Origin of the sequence: Campylobacter concisus, assembly GCF_902460415.1 — a bacterium.
Lineage (GTDB): Bacteria > Campylobacterota > Campylobacteria > Campylobacterales > Campylobacteraceae > Campylobacter_A > Campylobacter_A concisus_Y.
In genome coordinates this window covers 726,040-743,897 of record NZ_CABPTY010000001.1, presented here as the reverse complement: position 1 = coordinate 743,897, position 17,858 = coordinate 726,040, and the positions used below count along the sequence as shown (strand labels likewise).

Annotated in this window: 17 protein-coding genes; 8 read left to right on the top strand and 9 right to left on the bottom strand. The window is 36.8% G+C overall.

The features are described 5' to 3' along the window. Positions 1-2 precede the first annotated feature (2 nt). The 3 genes from FZ940_RS03595 to FZ940_RS03585 are packed head-to-tail and all read right to left on the bottom strand — an operon-like array spanning position 3 to position 3,768. Positions 3-2,453 carry an efflux RND transporter permease subunit gene (locus tag FZ940_RS03595; protein WP_148821503.1) on the bottom strand — a complete coding sequence of 817 codons (2,451 nt, stop codon included), beginning with the start codon at positions 2,451-2,453 and terminating at the stop codon, positions 3-5. Then, positions 2,453-3,055, bottom strand: coding sequence for a Tgt2/MlaC family protein (locus FZ940_RS03590; protein WP_103559843.1), 603 nt, complete (start codon positions 3,053-3,055; stop codon positions 2,453-2,455). The genes FZ940_RS03595 and FZ940_RS03590 overlap by 1 nt, the downstream gene beginning before the upstream one ends. 2 nt (positions 3,056-3,057) lie before the next feature. Beyond that, positions 3,058-3,768 carry an MlaA family lipoprotein gene (locus FZ940_RS03585; RefSeq protein WP_148821502.1) on the bottom strand — a complete coding sequence of 237 codons (711 nt, stop codon included), beginning with the start codon at positions 3,766-3,768 and terminating at the stop codon, positions 3,058-3,060. A gap of 165 nt (positions 3,769-3,933) precedes the next feature. On the opposite strand from FZ940_RS03585, the gene FZ940_RS03580 reads away from it, so the two are divergent. Genes FZ940_RS03580 through FZ940_RS03550 form a run of 7 tightly spaced genes read left to right on the top strand, consistent with a single transcriptional unit; the run spans position 3,934 to position 9,503 of the window. After that, a complete protein-coding gene (locus FZ940_RS03580) occupies positions 3,934-4,716 on the top strand; it encodes a TOBE domain-containing protein (RefSeq protein ID WP_021091753.1) in 783 nt (260 codons plus the stop codon). Continuing rightward, entirely contained in the window at positions 4,717-5,472 is a 756-nt protein-coding gene (gene modA, locus FZ940_RS03575; protein WP_148821501.1) for a molybdate ABC transporter substrate-binding protein, read from the top strand. After that, positions 5,469-5,864, top strand: a complete 396-nt coding sequence (locus FZ940_RS03570) for a TOBE domain-containing protein (RefSeq protein WP_148821500.1) — start codon at positions 5,469-5,471, stop codon at positions 5,862-5,864. The genes modA and FZ940_RS03570 overlap by 4 nt, the downstream gene beginning before the upstream one ends. Beyond that, entirely contained in the window at positions 5,861-6,718 is an 858-nt protein-coding gene (locus FZ940_RS03565) for a sulfate/molybdate ABC transporter ATP-binding protein (protein ID WP_087579253.1), read from the top strand. Before FZ940_RS03570 ends, FZ940_RS03565 begins: the two co-directional genes overlap by 4 nt. Continuing rightward, positions 6,715-7,392, top strand: a complete 678-nt coding sequence (gene modB / locus FZ940_RS03560; RefSeq protein WP_084109623.1) for a molybdate ABC transporter permease subunit — start codon at positions 6,715-6,717, stop codon at positions 7,390-7,392. The genes FZ940_RS03565 and modB overlap by 4 nt, the downstream gene beginning before the upstream one ends. 48 nt (positions 7,393-7,440) lie before the next feature. Further along, on the top strand, positions 7,441-7,938 hold the full coding sequence (locus tag FZ940_RS03555; protein WP_148821499.1) for a redoxin family protein: 498 nt from the start codon (positions 7,441-7,443) through the stop codon (positions 7,936-7,938). Positions 7,939-7,946: 8 nt separating this feature from the next. After that, a complete protein-coding gene (locus FZ940_RS03550; protein ID WP_148821498.1) occupies positions 7,947-9,503 on the top strand; it encodes a class I SAM-dependent methyltransferase in 1,557 nt (518 codons plus the stop codon). A 3-nt stretch (positions 9,504-9,506) separates the two neighbouring features. Here FZ940_RS03550 and FZ940_RS03545 read toward each other — a convergent pair whose 3' ends face one another. The 3 genes from FZ940_RS03545 to FZ940_RS03535 are packed head-to-tail and all read right to left on the bottom strand — an operon-like array spanning position 9,507 to position 12,753. Further along, complete coding sequence (locus tag FZ940_RS03545) at positions 9,507-10,313, bottom strand: 3'(2'),5'-bisphosphate nucleotidase CysQ family protein (RefSeq protein ID WP_148821497.1); 807 nt, start codon at positions 10,311-10,313, stop codon at positions 9,507-9,509. Continuing rightward, the gene (locus FZ940_RS03540; RefSeq protein WP_148821496.1) at positions 10,310-11,587 is read right to left on the bottom strand and encodes a citrate synthase; all 1,278 of its coding nucleotides are present in this window, start codon (positions 11,585-11,587) and stop codon (positions 10,310-10,312) included. The genes FZ940_RS03545 and FZ940_RS03540 overlap by 4 nt, the downstream gene beginning before the upstream one ends. A gap of 2 nt (positions 11,588-11,589) precedes the next feature. Beyond that, positions 11,590-12,753, bottom strand: coding sequence for a cation:proton antiporter (locus FZ940_RS03535; protein WP_107770581.1), 1,164 nt, complete (start codon positions 12,751-12,753; stop codon positions 11,590-11,592). 117 nt (positions 12,754-12,870) lie between these two features. On the opposite strand from FZ940_RS03535, the gene FZ940_RS03530 reads away from it, so the two are divergent. Next, positions 12,871-13,353, top strand: coding sequence for a hypothetical protein (locus FZ940_RS03530; protein WP_148821495.1), 483 nt, complete (start codon positions 12,871-12,873; stop codon positions 13,351-13,353). 381 nt (positions 13,354-13,734) lie between these two features. Here the strand turns inward: FZ940_RS03530 and crcB are convergent, their stop codons facing one another. The 3 genes from crcB to topA all read right to left on the bottom strand — a co-directional run bounded on the left by crcB (position 13,735) and on the right by topA (position 17,721). Beyond that, complete coding sequence (gene crcB / locus FZ940_RS03525; protein WP_148821494.1) at positions 13,735-14,088, bottom strand: fluoride efflux transporter CrcB; 354 nt, start codon at positions 14,086-14,088, stop codon at positions 13,735-13,737. Continuing rightward, positions 14,088-14,927: a biotin synthase gene (locus tag FZ940_RS03520; protein WP_148821493.1), complete on the bottom strand. Its 840-nt coding sequence runs from the start codon at positions 14,925-14,927 to the stop codon at positions 14,088-14,090. The genes crcB and FZ940_RS03520 overlap by 1 nt, the downstream gene beginning before the upstream one ends. A 676-nt stretch (positions 14,928-15,603) precedes the next feature. Further along, positions 15,604-17,721 (bottom strand): type I DNA topoisomerase, encoded by a 2,118-nt coding sequence (topA, locus tag FZ940_RS03515; protein WP_262367596.1) that lies wholly within the window; start codon positions 17,719-17,721, stop codon positions 15,604-15,606. Positions 17,722-17,858 lie beyond the last annotated feature (137 nt).

Below are 17,858 nucleotides of genomic sequence, written 5' to 3'. Positions count from 1 at the left end.
ATTTAGCTTAAATATCGCTCTTTTTTTACAAAGCTTGCTATTAGGCTTGGTAAGATGATTAGCGCGCCAAGAAGCATAAAAACCATAACAAGATCGGTTAGTAAGCCAAAATATATAGTTGGAATAAAATTGCTAGTTATCATCACACTAAAGCCAAGAAAAATGGTGAAAGATGTGTAATACATCGCATATCCGATGCTTGCATGAGCAGCTTTAATACTCTCAAAAACACTTTTTGTAAGCATTTCTTCTTTAAAGCGGTGTATGTAGTGAATGATATCATCAACACCGATACCAATACTAATGGCTGCGATCGTTATACTCATCACATCAAGCGGAATGCCAAAAAATCCCATCACGCCAAAGAGTGTGCAAAGCGGGATTAAATTTGAAACTATCGCAATGGTTGCTAGCTTTATGCTCCTAAAGATAAAGCAAAATATGACAAAAAGTATAGCGACAGTTAGTCCAAAAGTATCAACTTGCGAGCTAAGTAAATTTTGAAGCATATTGTTATAAAGCACCATCATGCCGGCAACTTCTATGCTTACATTGTCGTTTTTAGTAAGCTGTGCTAGCCCTTCTCTAAGCTCCTTTAGAAATAAATTTCGTCTAAGTTCAGAGTCGCTATCGACGATCCTTATACTAAATCTAAGTTCATCATCTTCAACGCTTACATAAGGACTTAATAAGATATTTTTATAATTTTGTGGTAATTTCTCATACATCGCAGCTAATAAAAAATCATCACTTACACCGTTATTTAGCTCTTTTATGGCTTTTATGAGAGTTGCTAGCGAGCTTACATGTCCGACAAATTTTTGCTCTTTTAAGTAATCATGAATCTTCTCAGCAACCCTTGTGTGATAGCTATTAAACCAGTACTTTGCATCCTTAGCGTTGCTTTCAAACTCATTTTCAAACTCATCTTGCTCGGCATTTTTTTCTTGTTTTTGCTCTTTAAATTTCACTATCACATCAACTGGTATCGTGCCGCCAAGTTTGGTATCAATAACTTGCATTCCTTGACGAATTTCTGTGCTTTCTTTAAAGTAGCCAATGAAGCTATTTTCAACCTTTATCTTGCTTATGCCATAAATGCCAAAACAAACGACTAGAACGCAGACTGCATAGATGATCTTTCTTGAGTTTAGGGCTAAATTCGCGCAGTATTTTGTAAATTTAAAGCTATTTTCAAAGGTTCTAATGGGAGCTAATTTTTCTAAATTTACATTTATCGCGCCAAATAGCAAAAACGCAAGTACAAGCGAAACGCTAATGCCAGTGCTCATCATAATGCCAAGCATGATAACTGGCTTTATATCAGCACTCATAAGAGAGCTAAAGCCAATAACCGTGGTAAATATCGCCCAAAAAGATGGAGAGAATTTATCACGAAGCGTTAGATAAATTAGCTGATTTTGGCTATATTTTGGATGCTTTGCGTAAAATTCTCGGTAGCTAACGACAAGATGAATCACAGTTGAAATAGTAATGATGAGCTGAAGTGCGATGTAGTTTGAGCTAATGACCGTCACTTCCCAGTCAAATATACCAAAAATTCCGGTCGTAAAAATAGCACTTACGGCACATATAAACATCGGCAAAACTATCCATCTAACCTGCCTGAAAAATAGCCATAAACTAAAGCTAAGAAGAGCAAGTACACTTAAGCCATAGACTAAAAGATCGCTCTTTATAAAGCCTATCATATCATCAGCGATCATATTTGCACCGCCTAAGAATAGCTCGTCATTTGCGTTAAATTTAGCTATGGTTGCCTTTATGGCCTCAAGGTTTTCGTGATCGCTCTTTCTAAGCTCATCTCGGTAGGCTTTAAACTCATAGGCAAGAGCCTCTAGCTTAAGTCGCTCGGCTTGTGTGATAGTGCCGTTTGACTCTTTTTGGCTAAGTAAATTTCTCTCATTTACAAGCTCATTAAATTTCTCATCTTGTTTTAAATTTAGAGCAATCGCTGTGGTTTTTAGATCTTTGCTTATCAAATTTCCGCTGTAAATCGGACTTTTGGCAAACTCGAGCTTTGCTTTTGAAATATTTATATCTTTATCTTGCAGCGTTGGAGTATGATCTAAGATACCAGTAATCCCGCCTTTTACACTATTTAAAAGCGGAATATTTATTATAGAGATGACGCTATTTACCATATCATTTTTAGCTAGTTCATCGCCTAAATTTTTGATAAGTTCTAAATTTTTAGGTGAAAAAAGATCGTCTTTTGGGGTAAAAGCAACCACTAAAAATCCGGGTGAGTCGTAGCGTTTGGCTATCTCTCTATAAGCTTTTAAGTCAGGATCATGCTCAAGCAGTAGCGTTTCAGCTGACGCATCAACGCTAAGCTTAGTGCTAAGATAGCCAAAAACTACGCTTAAAGCTAAAATTAGAGCAATAATAAGCTTGTTTTTAGCAATGATAAATTTAAAAATTTGTCGCATTAAGGGTTGGTTTTATTTTGATCAGGCAAAACAGCTTCGTTTAGCTTTTGTAAAAGGGTATTGAAATCAGCGTTATTTAGCACATCGCCAAACTGGCTTCTGTATGTTTGAATGATACTTACACCAACGATATCAAGATCGTAAATGAGCCAACCACGCTCTTTAGCGTCATAAAATTTATAGACAAATTCGTAGCTCTTGCCATCATTTATAAGCTCTGATGTGAGCCAGTATCTATTTTTTTGAGGTTCGCTCTCGCCAGTTATATGTATCTCTTGATCTTTATACCCTAAAAGTTTATCTATGTATGAGCTTTTTAGTTTTTGCTCAAATGCTGCGTCAAATTTGGCTTGCTCATCGCTACTTAGACTGTTGTAACGTTTACCAAGGCTTATCTTTGCCATTTGTTTATAGTCAAAAAATGGATCAAGAAGAGCAAAAATTTCTTTTGTCTTTGCATTATTGTCTAAATTTGTATCTTTTAAAATTTCAATAACCTTTGTTGTTTTCATCTCTACTTCAGGTTTGATCTGCTCTTTTGAAATAGCAAAAAGGCTAGTTGTAAAAAGTAAAATCATAGTTAGAATTTTTAAAATTTTCATATTTACTCCTTGATAAGCTTATCGCGTCTTTGCTCGTAAGCATCGCGTAAAAATGGATAAAGATCAATAGCATCTTTTCTTAGTTTTTCATAAGCTGTTGGATCTTGCGAAAAGCTATTAAACGCTCTATATGACTTGATACCAGTTGATAAAAGTATAGGATCAACGTAGCTAATAGGATCAGCAAAATAATCTCCGACCATACCACCAGTATCTCTTAAATTTGATGGTCCAATAAGTGGCCAAACTATATGAAAACCGCTGCCAAGCCCCCAATATCCAAGCGTTTGTCCAAAATCTTCATCGTGAGGTTTGAGATTGTAGTATTTTGCTCCGTCTGTTAGTCCGCCAAAGCCTATTATCGTATTTGCTAAAAATCTTAATGTCTCTTCGCCAGCATTTTGAAATTTAAACTGAAGTAAGTTATTTACAAAGCGAACTGGGAAAAGCAGATTGTCAAAGAAATTTGAAACCATTGTTCTAGCTGTTTTTGGCACAACATAGGCATAGCCTTTTGCCACCGGAGTTAGCATATTTACATAGATAAAGTCATTTGCATGTGTCATCATTCTATTGTAACCACTAAGCGGGTCAAAAACATCTTTTCTTGCTTCAAATTCAACATCAAATTCATCGCTTTCGCTATTCGTATTTATGTCCGTATTAGCACAGGCTAAAAGCAAACTAAAAAAGATAGAAAGCAAAAATTTCATACTAAGCCTTATTTTTATTTATAAAATGTAGCTTGATTTTATCTTTTAAAAACTTTACAAGAAATTAAGAGAAATTTATAAATCGACTTAAATCTTTAAGCTTAAGGATTAATATAATTAGATATACTTCACAAATTATTCTCCAATATAGTAAAGGTAAAAATTTTGAAAGCAGATATAAATTTAGAACTATTTTTAGGCGAAGATACACAGGTTTTAGCTAAACATATTACATTATTAAAGGCCATAAAAGAGACAAAAAGTATCACAAAAGCAGCGGAATTGGTTGGCATATCATATAAAAATGCTTGGGACTGTCTTGATACGATAAATAACAAAAGTAGCAAGCCGCTTATTATTAGAGCTGATGGAAATAAAAAAAATAGTGGCTCTGAGCTAAGCGAGTATGCTAATAAACTGATAAAAATTTATGATGCCATTCTTGAGACCCAAAAGGACTTTTTGCAAAAAATTTGTCAAAAAGTAGATTTTGAGGATGTAGATATTATAAATCTTCAAAGAATGAATATGAACTTAAGTGCTAGAAATCAGCTCTCATGCGAGATTATTGGCATAAACCGCGGTGCGGTAAATTCTCAAATAGTTGCAAAACTAAGTAATGGCTGTACGCTTGAGTCAAACATTACAGTCGAGAGTGAGAAAAATTTAGGACTAAAAGTTGGACAAAAAGTTATTTATATTTTTAAAGCTCCAGCTGTCATTTTGGCCAAGGATCTAGATATAAAAATAAGCACAAAAAATCAATTAAAAGGCGAAGTGATCGAAGCAAAGATAGGTGCTGTAAATGCTGAAATCACTTTAAAACTAAGCGATGAGCAGACTTTAACTGCCATCATCACAAAAGATAGTGCTATCCAGATGCAAATAGGCGTCGGCGATACACTTTTAGCAATAGTAAAATCATCTCAAATCATTATAGGAGTTTAAATGAGAAAAGTTTTTAAATTTTTATGTGTGGCAGCTTTGCTTGCCATAAACGCATTTGGTGCTGAAGTAAATGTATATGCAGCAGCAAACACAACATACGCATTTCCTGAGCTTATAAAAGAGTTTAATAAGCTTCATCCAGATGCTAAAATCAACCTAACTCTTGGCGCAAGCGGTGGTCTTGTTACTCAGATACAAAATTCAGCTCCAGCTGATATATTCATGGCCGCTGATATGGGCTTTACTCAAAAAGCTTATGACACAGGATTTGCAGTAGCTGCTCCAAAAGTTTATGCACAAGGCGCTGTTGCTATCTTCTCTATTAGAAATGTTGATTTCAAAAAAGGTATCGAAGTTGTTCGTGGCTTAAAAGCGATTTCTATTGCAAATCCACAAACTGCACCATACGGCAAAGCTAGTATAGAGGCTCTTAAAAACGCAAAACTTTATGACGAAGTAGAAAAAAATATCGTCTATGCTCAAAAAATTTCTGAAACTCTATCTCAAGCATTAAGTGCTTCTGATGTAGGTTTTATCGCTGCTAGCGCACTTTTTGATGAGAAAATGTCAAAATACAAAGAGGGCACTAACTACATCTTCGTGCCTCAAGAGCTATACACTCCGATTGATCAAGGCATAGTTCTTCTAAAACATGCTGAAAAAAATTATGATGCAAAAGCATTTTATGAGTTTATCTTAGGTGATAAATCAAGAGAAATTTTCAAGAAATTTGGTTACAACGTTCCAGCTAAATGATAAGAGCAAAGATCGTTGGAATTTTAAATAAAGATAACGTTAGCTTATTTGAGTTAAAGGGTATAAATTTAGAGGCAAATTTATTTATGCTAGTCTTAAATGAGGCTAGCAAATTCGCCTTAGATGATGAGATTGACTTAGGTTTTAAAAGCTCCGATGTTATCTTGGCAAAAAACAAACTTGACGCCAGCTCACTTGAGAATGAATTAAAATGCGTGGTAGAGGCTATAAATTTTGGTGAAGTTTTAAGCATTGTTGGCCTAAAGTGCGATCAAATCCACTTCGAAGCTATTATCTCAAATCACGCATTAAAAACTATGAACGTAGGTGAAAACGATGAAGTCTTTGCCTATATAAAATCTACAAGCATTCACATAAGTACACAAAAATGATAGAAATTTCTTGTAAAAAAGAGCTAAATGGCGGTGGCGGAAAATTTTTACTTGAGGCTGATCTTAGCTTTGAAAGTGGTGATTTTGTCGCACTTTATGGAGCAAGCGGTGGCGGAAAGACTACTATTTTACGATTAATCGCTGGCTTTGAAGCACCACAAAGTGGCTTTATAAAGGTTGGAGATAAAATTTTCTTTGATGAAAAGACAAATTTGGCTCCACAAAAGCGAAATATCGGCTTTTTATTTCAAGACTATGCACTTTTTGAAAATATGAATGTCTTTAAAAATTTACTCTTTGCAAAAAATGATCTAGCTCTAGCAAACAAGCTTCTTGATATCTGCGGTCTAACAAGTCTAAAAAATGCAAAGATTAGCACTCTTTCTGGTGGTCAAAAGCAACGCGTTGCTTTGGCCCGTGCAGTTATGAGAAAGCCTGAAATTTTACTACTTGATGAGCCGTTAAGTGCGCTTGATAACGCCATGCGTGAGAAACTTCAAGACTATTTACTAGCACTTCATGATGAGTTTAAGATGAGCATTATTTTAGTAAGCCATGATATCGCTGAAATTTATAAGCTTTGCAATAAAGTCTTTGTCCTTGAAAATGGAAAAATTTCAAGATCAGGTAGCGCAAGTGAGATATTTTTAAAGAGTGCAGGATCACAGAAATTTGCCTTTAACGCTAAAATTTTAGAGATAAAAAAACGTGATGCTATTTATGTGGCAAATGTATTAATAAACCGCCAAATTTGTGAAGTGGTGCTAAGTAGCAGCGAAGCAATGAATCTAAAAGCAGGCGATATGGTGGTAGTTAGCACAAAAGCGTTTAGCGTAAATTTGGAAAAAGCATGATAGACGAGTTAAAAAGTATCGATTACGAGCCATTTTGGCTATCACTAAAATTATCTTTCATAACAACTTTTATTTTATTTTTTGTTTGCATCGCACTTGCCTATTTTATGTCTCAAAAGAAATTTTTTGGCAAGTCGTTTTTAGAGTCGGTAATCTCACTACCTCTGGTCTTGCCACCAAGTGTTCTTGGCTTTTATCTGCTCATTTTTCTTTCACCTTATTCGGCCTTTGGTAAATTTATCGAGGAAATTTTTGGAGTTAGGCTTGTTTTTAACTTCACAGGTCTTGTTGTGGCAAGTTGCATCTATTCATTGCCATTTATGTTTGGGCCGATTTATGCTGGGCTAAATAGCCTAAAAAAGAGCCTTTTTGAAGCAAGTTATAGCCTTGGCAAAAATAAGCTCACGACTATTTTTAGGGTGATTTTGCCAAGCATAAGATCAAATTTATTAACAGCTACTGTCGTTAGCTTTGCTCACACTATGGGCGAGTTTGGTGTTGTTTTAATGATAGGTGGTAGCGTAGCTGGAGAGAGCAAGGTCGCGAGTATTGCGATATTTGAAGCGGTTGAAATGCTTGATTACACCAAGGCTCATATCTATGCACTTTTGATGTTAATAATTAGCTTTTTTGTTCTTTTCGTAGTTTATCTTTTAAATTCTAAAAAAGCTTAAGACAAAGCTTATAGAGATATAATAGTAAAAAATTTTAAAGGATGAAGTATGATAAAAGTGCCTACAAGTATATATTTAAATACCTTAGATGGTAAGGAATTTGATTTCTCTGCCTTTGCAAGAACGCACGACTGCGTTATTTTCATCTATCCAAAAATAGGCGAGGACTTTAGTCTTTTAAGCGAGCAACTGCAAAATACTGCGGGCATGAAAGGCTGCACCAAACAAGCCATAAACTACAAGAAATTTTTAAAAGATTTTAACGATCTTGGCTTCATGGTAGTGGCCATTAGCTCACAAGATATCGCAGCTCAAAAGAAATTTCAAGAAGAGACTTCTGCTGGAGTCATGTTTTTAAATGATAGTGAGTTTATGCTTGAGAGAGCACTTGAACTTCCGGTTTTTTCTGCATCAAATGGACATAAATTCTACTTTCGCCAAACGCTCATCATAAAATATGGTAAGGTAAGGCGCGCATATATAGTAGATGATCCAGAAAATGATGCTAAAAATATGCTAGAAAAACTCAAAGAAAAAGACTACTAGGGGCCAAAATGAGTCAAAATAGCAAAATCGAAAAGTCTTATGACGAGCTAACTTACAAATCCATAGCTTTTGCACAATCATCACCTTACAGGCTTGAAGCTTGTGCTACACTTCTTGGCGTAAACCCGCCGCCGTGCAAAAATGCAAGAGTTTTAGAGATAGGATGTAGCTTTGGCGGAAATTTGATCCCATTTGCAGCGAATAATAAAAACGCAAAAGTAGTTGGTATAGACCTCAGTGGAGAGCAGATAAGGCGTGGGCAAGAGATCGTTAAAGAGATGGGGCTTACAAATTTAGAGCTTATACATGGCGATATTTGTGAGTTTAAGAGTGATGAGAAATTTGACTATATCATTGCTCATGGCGTTTTTAGCTGGGTGCCTGACTTTGTAAAAGAAGCTATATTAAAAGTTGTAAGAGAGAATTTAAGTGCAAATGGCGTGGCATTTATCTCTTATAATGTTTATCCTGGCTGGAAAGTAAAAGATATCGTAAGAGATATAATGCTACTTGCCGCAAAAGATAAAGAGAGCATGCAAGAGAGGTTAAAAGCAGCCAAAGAAGCACTTTTAGTCTATAAAGAATATTTGCTAACAAGAGATGAAGAAATTTATGAGGGAAAAATACCTCTTAAGATGCTTCTTTTTGTAACAGAACATGTGCTCTCAAAAGATGACTTTTACATAGCTCATGAGTTTTTAGAATACACAAATGATCCATTTTATTTTAAAGATTTTAATGCCATGCTTGCCAAAAATGATCTTACTTATCTTTGTGAATATACGCTTGATGATATTTTTACCCCAGATGTTGGCACAGCCGTAGTAGATGAATACAAAAATAACAAGTTTAAGGACAGAATCGATCTAGAGCAATTCATGGATATGATTAGCAACAAAGTATTTAGACAAAGCCTAATAGTCCATAGCAAAACTTATGAGAGCATAGCCAATAAACAAATAGGCCCAAGCGATATCAATAAAATTCACGTTGTGGCAGATTTTATAAAGAAAGATAACCAGTGGCAAGATAGTTATGGTGCTATGCCACAAGATATATCATGGCTTTGCGAGGTCTTTTATAAGATGTATCCAGCTAGTATAAACCTTTCTCAGATTTTAGAAATTTTGCCAGAAGATAAGCTCATGGTTTATAGCGCCTTTGTAAGAATTTTAACAAACTCGTCTGATGCAATGATCTTAAAAGATGAGCAAAAAAATATCGAGTATAGGCCCGGCTATTCAAGGCTTAGTCAAAATTTAATAAATTATGTAAGATATTTCTTAAATCATAAAAATAATGCCGATGTTGTTTTTGCTAATAAATTTAGCATTTCAAGAAAGCTTAACAATATCGATTATTACATACTTTTATTGCTTGATGGTAAAAATAGCTTAGAAGATGTCGCAGCAAAAGCTTTGAAATTTATCAAAGAGAATAACGAAGATATATTTGACATAAATGGCAAAGTGCTTAAAAAAGATAAAGTCGCAGCAAACATAATGAGCTACGTGCTAGGCACAGCAAAAATAGCTAGCATGCTTTATCTACTAGAAGAAATTTAAGGTTTAAATTTTACTTTGCTTATATAGCTGTGTGATTTTATCTTTTAGATTTAGTGTGTTTTTTGAGAGAGCTATGAAAAATGGACTTTTTAAATTAGTAAGCTCGTAGCTCATCTCTTTGCTGCTATTAGCGTCAAATACTTTTCCGCCACAAAAATTTACGAGCGCTTCTCCTGCAGCATTGTCCCAAAGGTAGCTTGGGGCAAATCTCAAATAAGCTCCGCCAAATTCAACCAAACGGCAAAATTTTATGGCTGAGCCGATGCACCTTTGCTCAAAATTTAAGCTCTGTCCTATAAATTCTATCTCTTTGGCATCGCCTCTTCTACTTGAAAAGATTAGATTGTCTAAATTTTTATCTTTTTTATTTAGATCAACTCTCTTTATGATTTCACCATTGTTATCTAAAATTTCTTTAAAAGCGCCATTTTCATCAGCATAAAAAAGCTCTTTACTAACTGGGATAAATATCACGCCAAGCACCGGCCTAGCTTTTTTTATAAGCGCTATGCAAACGCAAAATTCGCCGTTTCTAGCTAGAAATTCTTTCGTGCCATCAAGAGGATCTACGAGCCAAAACTCGTCTTTATCGCTTTCTTGCAAGATACTCTCTTCAGAGCAAATTTTTATCCTACTTTTGCTTAGAATTTTTATTATCGCTTCATTTGCAGCTAGATCAGCGCTAGTTAGTGGCGAGCTATCATCTTTTAGGTAGACTTTAAGAGCCGTATTATCTGCAGAGTAAAATTTCATTATTTGCACTCCAGCATTAACGGCTGCTTTTTTAGCTAAATTTAGAAGCTCGCTCATTTTGGTGTTCTGTTTGTCTCTCCAACATAAAGCTGTCTTGGGCGGACGATCTTTATCGTATCTTGCTCTTTTAGCTCGATCCACTGACTGATCCAGCCTGGAGTCCTGCCGATGACGAAGATGACGGCAAACATATTGTTTGGTATGCCAAGCGCTTTTAGGATAAGCCCTGAGTGAAAATCAACGTTTGGGTATAAATTTCTACTCACAAAGTAGTCATCATTTAGCGCGATCTCTTCGATGCGGTTTGCGATTTTAATAAGCTCTGAGTTGATGCCTATCTCATCCATAAGCTGATCTCTCATCTTCTTAAGCACTTTTGCGCGAGGATCAAAATTTTTATAGACCCTGTGACCAAAGCCCATTAGCCTAAATGGATCGTTTTTATCCTTTGCTCTAGCGATGTATCTATCGACATTTGCTACAGAGCCTATCTCTTCAAGCTGACGTATGACACCCTCGTTTGCCCCACCATGAGCCCAGCCCCAAAGTGCTCCAATACCTGCACTTATACATGCGTATGGGTGAGCGTGCGTTGAGCCAACGGTTCTAACAGTCGTTGTTGAAGCATTTTGCTCGTGATCTGCGTGCAGCATAAAGACCGTATCAAGTGCTTTTATCTCGATTGGCTTAAGATCGACGTGCTCGTACGGATAGCCTCTCATCATGTAGAGGAAATTTTCAGTAAAGCCACGATCTAAATTTGGATAGATGATAGGAAGTCCGCGTGAGTAGCGGTAGCTAAAGGCCGCGATCGTTGGAATTTTAGCGATTATACGCATAGCCATTTCGTGATACTCTTCAGGTTTATCCATATTTAAGTGATCTGAGTAAAAGGCACTTAGGGCTGAGACCGCTGCTTGCAAGATCGCCATAGGGTGAGCTTTATCTGGGAATGCGTCAAATAGCTTCATCATACCTTCATGTATAAAACTTCTTTTTTTAAGCTCGGTTTTAAAATTTATATACTGATCATTTGTTGGGAGCTCTTTGTTTAAGAGTAAATATGCCACGTCTAAAAATGTCTTATTTTCGGCCAAATACGCGATATCGTAACCTCTATACATTAGTTCGCCTTTTAAGCCGTCTATATAAGTTATCGCCGAGCGACACATCGCAGTTGAAGTATAACCTCTGTCAAAAGTAAACATTCCAGTATCACTAAAAAATGTCGAGATGTCTATCACATCAGGTCCCATAGTGCCTTTTAGTATAGGAAACTCGTAACTCCTACCGGTTCTGTTATCAGTTAGCGTAGCTGTATTTGATGACATTTTTACTCCTTACTTCTTGATTGCATTAGAAATTTTATAATTATTGTCCCTATTATAGCTTGAGCTAGGCTTGCTAGGATAAAAGATGAGTAAGAATAATCACTTATCTCACCTGATCTGTGTGCGATAGTAGCAACTGCTACTAGAAGCGTTAGTGGCATGGATTGTGAGAGGGAAAACAAAAATATCCCCTTAAATCCTAATTTTCCTACAAATAACACACTTGAAAAAAGCCTTGTGGCAAGCATCGCACAAAATATAAAAATAGCATCTTTTATCACTTCATTTGAGCTTAGGCTTGAGAGCTTGAAGGTTGAGCCTATGTGTATAAAAAATATCGGTACCAAAAATCCAAATCCAAAACTTGAAAGCTTGTGCGGTAAGTCTTTTTTATGATCAAAAAATGTCGTTATAAACATACCTGCGATAAACGCGCCAAAGGCAACTTCTAAATTCAAATAAAGCATAAGTGCAATCATCGAAAAAAACACTGCAATGCTTAGTCTAATATCTTTTTCGTCCTTGTCGTAGTGTGGCATAAGGATCACTTTAAGCCCTGGATACCACCAAAAAAGCACATCTAAAATTTTAAAGCTAAGTACGCTGATAGCTAAAAATAAGATCAAATAGCCAATCGTTAGCCATAAATTTATACTAGCTCCAAACTGCAAATAGGCTGCTATAAATGTCAAAAGCGTAATGCTTATAAGCTCACCAATAGTTGCAATAAGCATGCTTAAATTTAACCATTTCACATCTCTGCCATACTCTTTAAATAGCGTAAATATCATGCCAACGGCCATTATAGGGATAATGATAATATAGAGCAAACTAAGATCAAAACTAAATGTAAGTGCAGTTGCTAGCGAGTAGATGAGCGCAAGATAGATAAGTCCTAGGCGCAAAATTTTGCGGTCGATGTTTATAAGCATTCTAAGATCGATCTCCATGCCGGCAAGAAACATCAAAAAGAAGAAGCCAACTTCGCTAATTAGCTTAAACATCTCATTTTCACCAACAAGCCCGATGTAGCTAGCTAGTGCTCCAAGTATTATCTCAGCAGGAGCGACAGGAATGCGTAAAATTTTAGAAATATAAGGCGAAGCAAAGACGATAAATGCCAAAACGACAAGAATACTAAGCTCGCTAGCTTGATGTAACTGCAAAAAGATCCTTAAATTAAAAATGTTTGATTGTATAAAAAGCTTTGTTATTTTTTGATTAAGCTAAGCGATTTTTGGGCAAAATGGCGACAAATTTTTAAAAATTTGGAGTGCAAATTTATGCGTAAATTTCTATTTTTTGTCTTGATATTTTTTGGAATTTTTAGCTTTGCAGACGAGCTAAGTTTGGTTCAAAGTTTTAAATTTGATGGAAGCATTTTTTATAAGAAAAATACAGCCAAAGATGAGAGTTTTTACTTTTTAAAAAATGAAAATTTTGATGAGCATTTCGTAGGCTTTAGAGTAAAATTTGACAAAAATATAAAAAGTGAAAGTATGCTTGCTGAGCTAAAAAAGAAGATAAAAGAGGCTAAAGAGGTGCTTTATAGTGAAGAGAATGATCAAATTTTAGCTCTTATAAAAGATGAAACTAGTAGTAAAAATATAGAAATAATCCACTTTTTACTTGAAAAAGATGGAGTCTTAATACTTTCATATGAGAGAATTTATGATCCAAAAACTCTGGTAGATGGCCTTAAGCCTGTACTTTTAAGTGAAGCTAGAAATTTTATGCTTCAGATGCCAAAGGTAGAAGCTAGATAGAAAGGTGGATGTGGTGGTATTTTGCACTGCATGCGGTTTTGTTAAATTTCATCAAATTTTACTAGCCAATTCTTGTGAGTGAATGAAATTTAAAATTTGCACATAGATTGATGAAATTTACTTAAAGGGGGACAAAGGGGCTTGAATTGCGTAAGTCGCCCCCTTATCCCCCTTTATATCCCCCAATCCCTTAACGCGCTCAAAGTGCACGCAATAGTGCTGGCGCACTGCATGCGGGTAAAACTCTATCAAATTTTAAAATTTTATAAGCAAGTAATTTCGGCTCTAGTGGCAAGCTTTATAAGACCCAAAACCAGTAGTCAATTCTTGCGAGTGGGTGAAGTTTTAAATTTGCAAATAAGGCTATTTTGCTACTTACTTTTATAAACTCTTGCCAAGCAAAATGCCAAGATAGCTTGCAAGCAGGCAAAGGACAAGGTTTAAAAAGATATTTAAAAAGCCTTTTATCAGTTCGCCTTCTAGTAAAAATTTTACACTATCAAGGCTAAAGCTTGAGAATGTCGTAAATCCGCCAAGTATGCCAATGACCAAGAACACCCTCACGCTTTGGCTTAAATTTAGACAAAACAAGACGCCGATAATGAAGCTACCAAGCGTATTTACGCCAAGCGTGGCTAGCGGAAAGTGGCTAAATTTTAGCAGCTCACCGGCTAAAAACCTGCATCCAGCTCCGATAAAGCCTCCAAGCCCTGCGAAAAGCAAATTTGCAAGCATTAATGGCAGATACTAGCGAAGCTAAAACCGCGCTTTGCAAGCTCCTCGATATCTTTGCTAGCTTTCTCGCCTTTTGCGGTGAGGTAGTCGCCTATCACGATCGCATCGGCGCCATTTTCAAAGATCTCGTATTGTCTATCGCCTAAAATTTTCTCCCTACCGCCAGCTATCATGACTCTAGTTTCTGGTAGATCTCTTTTGGTCTCACGCACTATTTTTAGGGCTTCATCCGCACTAAGAGGAGGCAGATCAAGGCTTAGAGCTTCATTTTTTATGAAAAAATTTATCGGTGACGAAAATGGCTCAAGCTCTTTTAAACTAGCTCTAAAGCTTACTCTATCGGCCTCACTCTCGCCAACGCCGTAAATTCCACCAGTACAAAGCATAAGCCCAGCTCTTTTTGCATCTAAATTTGTCTGATATCTCTCATCCCAAGTGTGCGTTTTACAAATTTTTGGGAAAAATTCTCGGCTTGTTTCAAGGTTGTGGTTGTAGCTAAAAACGCCAGCTTTTTTAAGCTCGCTAAGCTGCTCGTAAGTCGCCATGCCGTTACATGCGATAAGCATCAAATTTGGCACTTCTTTGCTCACGGCTCTTGCTAAAGATGCGATATAGTCGGTCTTTTTGTCATTAAGCCTAGCACCGCTTGTGACCAAACAAAAGCCAAGAGCGTGGTTTTTATAAGCCATTTTGGCCTCGTCCACCACCTGCTGCACGCTTTTTTCTTTAAATTTTGAGATATCGGCACCAGCTTTGGCACTTTGTGTGCAGTAAGCGCAGTCCTCGGCGCAGTTTCCTTGAGTGACTGAGCATATCGCACAGAGCATAATTGTTTTCATTTTTCATCCTTTTTTGGGGCGTATTATAGCTTTGATAGGTTTAAAATTTAAGTAGGGTGATTTATGAATTTGCAAAAATAGTTTGATGAAATGTATAAATTTATTTTTATTCAAAGGGAGATAAATGGGCTTGAGTTACGGTCTGCTTGTAGCTGCGAGCTAGCGAAGCAAAGATCCGTCCCTTTATCCTCATTTAAATCCTCTAAATCCTTCGCACGTTAGAAGTGCATGTGATAGCACTTTGCACAGCATGCGTTCATATATCTATAAATTTTAAAATTTCAAGAACGAGTAATTTCGGCTCTAAAATTTGAGCCAAGTCATAAGCGAAGCTAAGATTTTAAGATAGTAGTCAATTCTTGCAAGTGAATAGAATTTTAAAATTTGCTCCACAATATAAACTTATTAAAAACTATGCGAAAAGCTTAAATTTTGTGACATTACCTTCTCTTATAAATTTCCGCTCCCTCTTTTATTCCAATTTGGCAAAGCGCTAAGCTCGTCAAAAAGCCCAAAAAGTGCGTACTTTAGTGTGAAGATTGCCCCTTAGATGTGTAGTTGGTGACGAGTTTTTCCCTTTATGCTGGCTAAGCTTAGCGGTGGTATCAGGCATTTAAAGCCCAAATTTATAAAAGCCAAATTTAGGCTGCAAGGGCTCAAATTTGGCTAGAAATTTTTAGTTTTCAGAAATAAGCGTCTTTTTCTTGCACTTTGTGCACTCTATAAATGTGCCTTTTTTAAGCTCTTTTTTGATCATGTCGCCGCCACATTCGTCGCATTTTTGCTCAACTGGCTCGTAGTTTGAGACGAAGTCGCATTTTGGATAGTTGGCGCATCCATAAAATTTACCACGCCTGCTAAATCTCTCGACGATCTCACCACCGCATTTTGGACATGGCACATCAAGCTTTTTAAGCTCACGTTTTGGCTTGGCTGCCGTTGTCATACCTGGCTCGGTACTCTTTTCGCTATCTTTTGCAATATTTCTTGAGTATTTGCATTTTGGAAAATTTGAACAAGCGATAAATTCGCCGTATCTGCCTTTTCTAAGCAAGAGCTCGCTTCCGCAATCTGGGCACTTCTCTCCAATCGGAGTGGCTGTTTTTAGGCTTTTTATGCCAGTTTTGCCAGCGCTTATTTTTTCCATAAATGGATAGTAAAAGTCACTTAGCACCTTTTGCCAGTCAGCCTTATCAAGTGCGATCTCATCGAGCTTTTCTTCGAGATGAGACGTAAATTCGCTATCAACGATGTTGCTAAAGTGCTCCTCTAAAACACCTATCATACTAAATGCTATATCGTTTGGTATGAGCTGCTTTTTCTCGATTCTCACATAGTCTCTTGATGTTAGCAGTGAGATAGTTGGTGCATATGTACTTGGGCGACCGATGCCTAGACTCTCTAGTTTTTTAACAAGGCCAGCTTCAGAGTAGCGAGATGGCGGCTCGGTGAAATTTTGCGTGCTTTTTATGCTTTGCAAGCTCATCTCGTTGCCCTTTTTTAAATTTGGCAAAATTTTATCCTTATCAAGCTCGCCATAAACCTTGTAAAAGCCGTCAAATAGCACCTTTCTACCACTTATCTTAAACTCGCCTTTTTCGCTTGCAACATAGACGTTTTGAGTTTGGCTCACACATGCGCTCATTTGACATGCTAAAAATCTATTGTAGATGAGCGTGTAGAGTTTGAGCGCGTCTTTATCTAAAAATTTAGCTGCGATTTGCGGTGTGAAGTTTAAATTTGTAGGGCGGATCGCTTCGTGAGCTTCCTGTGCGGCCTTTGAGCTTGTCGTGTAGTTTATCGCTTTGGCTGGCAGATACTCTTTGCCATAGTTTTTTAAGATGTGCTCTCTAGCTGCCGCGACAGCCTCTTTGGCTAAATTTAAACTGTCCGTTCTCATGTAGGTGATCGCACCCATGAAACCATCGTGAGTTTGTACACCTTCATAGAGGCTTTGAGCGATCATCATGGTCTTTTTAGGGCTAAAGCCAAGACGGTTACTCGCGCTTTGCTGAAGTGTTGAAGTCATAAATGGCGGGCTTGGCTGGATCTTTCTATCCTTGCTCTCGATCTCACGGACGCTAAATTTCTCATTTTGTAAATTCTCTATAATGTATTTTGCGCGGTCTGGATTTTGGATAGTGAGCTTTTCGATCTTTTGATTTTCAAATTTAATCAGCTCGGCGTCTAGATCTTTTTTAAAAAATGTATCGATCGTGTAGTATTCAACTGGCTTAAATGCCTGTATCTCACGCTCACGGTCGACTATTATTTTTAGCGCTGCACTTTGTACACGGCCAGCGCTTAAGCCTTTTTGTATCTTTAAATTTAAAAGTGGGCTTAGCTTGTAGCCAACTATGCGGTCCAGTAAGCGCCTTGTTTGCTGGGCATTGACGCTATTCATATTGACACGCCTTGGGCTTTTTAGAGCATTTTGTATGGCGCTTTTAGTGATCTCGTGAAAGACGATACGAGGCAGGCTAGTTGGCTCCTTGCCGATAGCGTTTGCGATGTGAAATGCGATCGCCTCACCCTCTCTATCCTCATCGGTCGCGAGGTAAATTTCATCAGCACCCTTGGCGAGCTCTTTTATCTCTTTTACGATGGCGGAGTGATCACTGCTGATGCGGTACTCTGGAGTAAATTTATCATCCTCTATTTTGATGCCAAAGCTAGTTTTTGGTAAGTCTCTGATGTGACCTTTTGAGGCGATGACGTTGTAGCTTTTATCTAAGAAATTTTTGATAGTCTTTGCTTTTGCGGGAGATTCCACGATGATTAAGCTTTTCATTATATAGCCTTTAATTTTTTTGGCGTAATTGTAGCAAAAATAATTTTTAAAGTATCAAGACATAAAAATCAAATCCATGTTAATTTTTTAAAAATTTTTTCATTCATGCCTATAAAGTTTTTAGAAAATTTCACGATATA

Bases quoted from the DNA above. Each gene is read 5' to 3' on its own strand.
- FZ940_RS03595 (WP_148821503.1), bottom strand. From the start codon at position 2,453: ATGCGACAAATTTTTAAATTTATCATTGCTAAAAACAAGCTTATTATT.
- FZ940_RS03590 (WP_103559843.1), bottom strand. From the start codon at position 3,055: ATGAAAATTTTAAAAATTCTAACTATGATTTTACTTTTTACAACTAGC.
- FZ940_RS03585 (WP_148821502.1), bottom strand. From the start codon at position 3,768: ATGAAATTTTTGCTTTCTATCTTTTTTAGTTTGCTTTTAGCCTGTGCT.
- modA (WP_148821501.1), top strand. From the start codon at position 4,717: ATGAGAAAAGTTTTTAAATTTTTATGTGTGGCAGCTTTGCTTGCCATA.
- FZ940_RS03570 (WP_148821500.1), top strand. From the start codon at position 5,469: ATGATAAGAGCAAAGATCGTTGGAATTTTAAATAAAGATAACGTTAGC.
- FZ940_RS03565 (WP_087579253.1), top strand. From the start codon at position 5,861: ATGATAGAAATTTCTTGTAAAAAAGAGCTAAATGGCGGTGGCGGAAAA.
- modB (WP_084109623.1), top strand. From the start codon at position 6,715: ATGATAGACGAGTTAAAAAGTATCGATTACGAGCCATTTTGGCTATCA.
- FZ940_RS03555 (WP_148821499.1), top strand. From the start codon at position 7,441: ATGATAAAAGTGCCTACAAGTATATATTTAAATACCTTAGATGGTAAG.
- FZ940_RS03550 (WP_148821498.1), top strand. From the start codon at position 7,947: ATGAGTCAAAATAGCAAAATCGAAAAGTCTTATGACGAGCTAACTTAC.
- FZ940_RS03545 (WP_148821497.1), bottom strand. From the start codon at position 10,313: ATGAGCGAGCTTCTAAATTTAGCTAAAAAAGCAGCCGTTAATGCTGGA.
- FZ940_RS03540 (WP_148821496.1), bottom strand. From the start codon at position 11,587: ATGTCATCAAATACAGCTACGCTAACTGATAACAGAACCGGTAGGAGT.
- FZ940_RS03530 (WP_148821495.1), top strand. From the start codon at position 12,871: ATGCGTAAATTTCTATTTTTTGTCTTGATATTTTTTGGAATTTTTAGC.
- crcB (WP_148821494.1), bottom strand. From the start codon at position 14,088: ATGCTTGCAAATTTGCTTTTCGCAGGGCTTGGAGGCTTTATCGGAGCT.
- FZ940_RS03520 (WP_148821493.1), bottom strand. From the start codon at position 14,927: ATGAAAACAATTATGCTCTGTGCGATATGCTCAGTCACTCAAGGAAAC.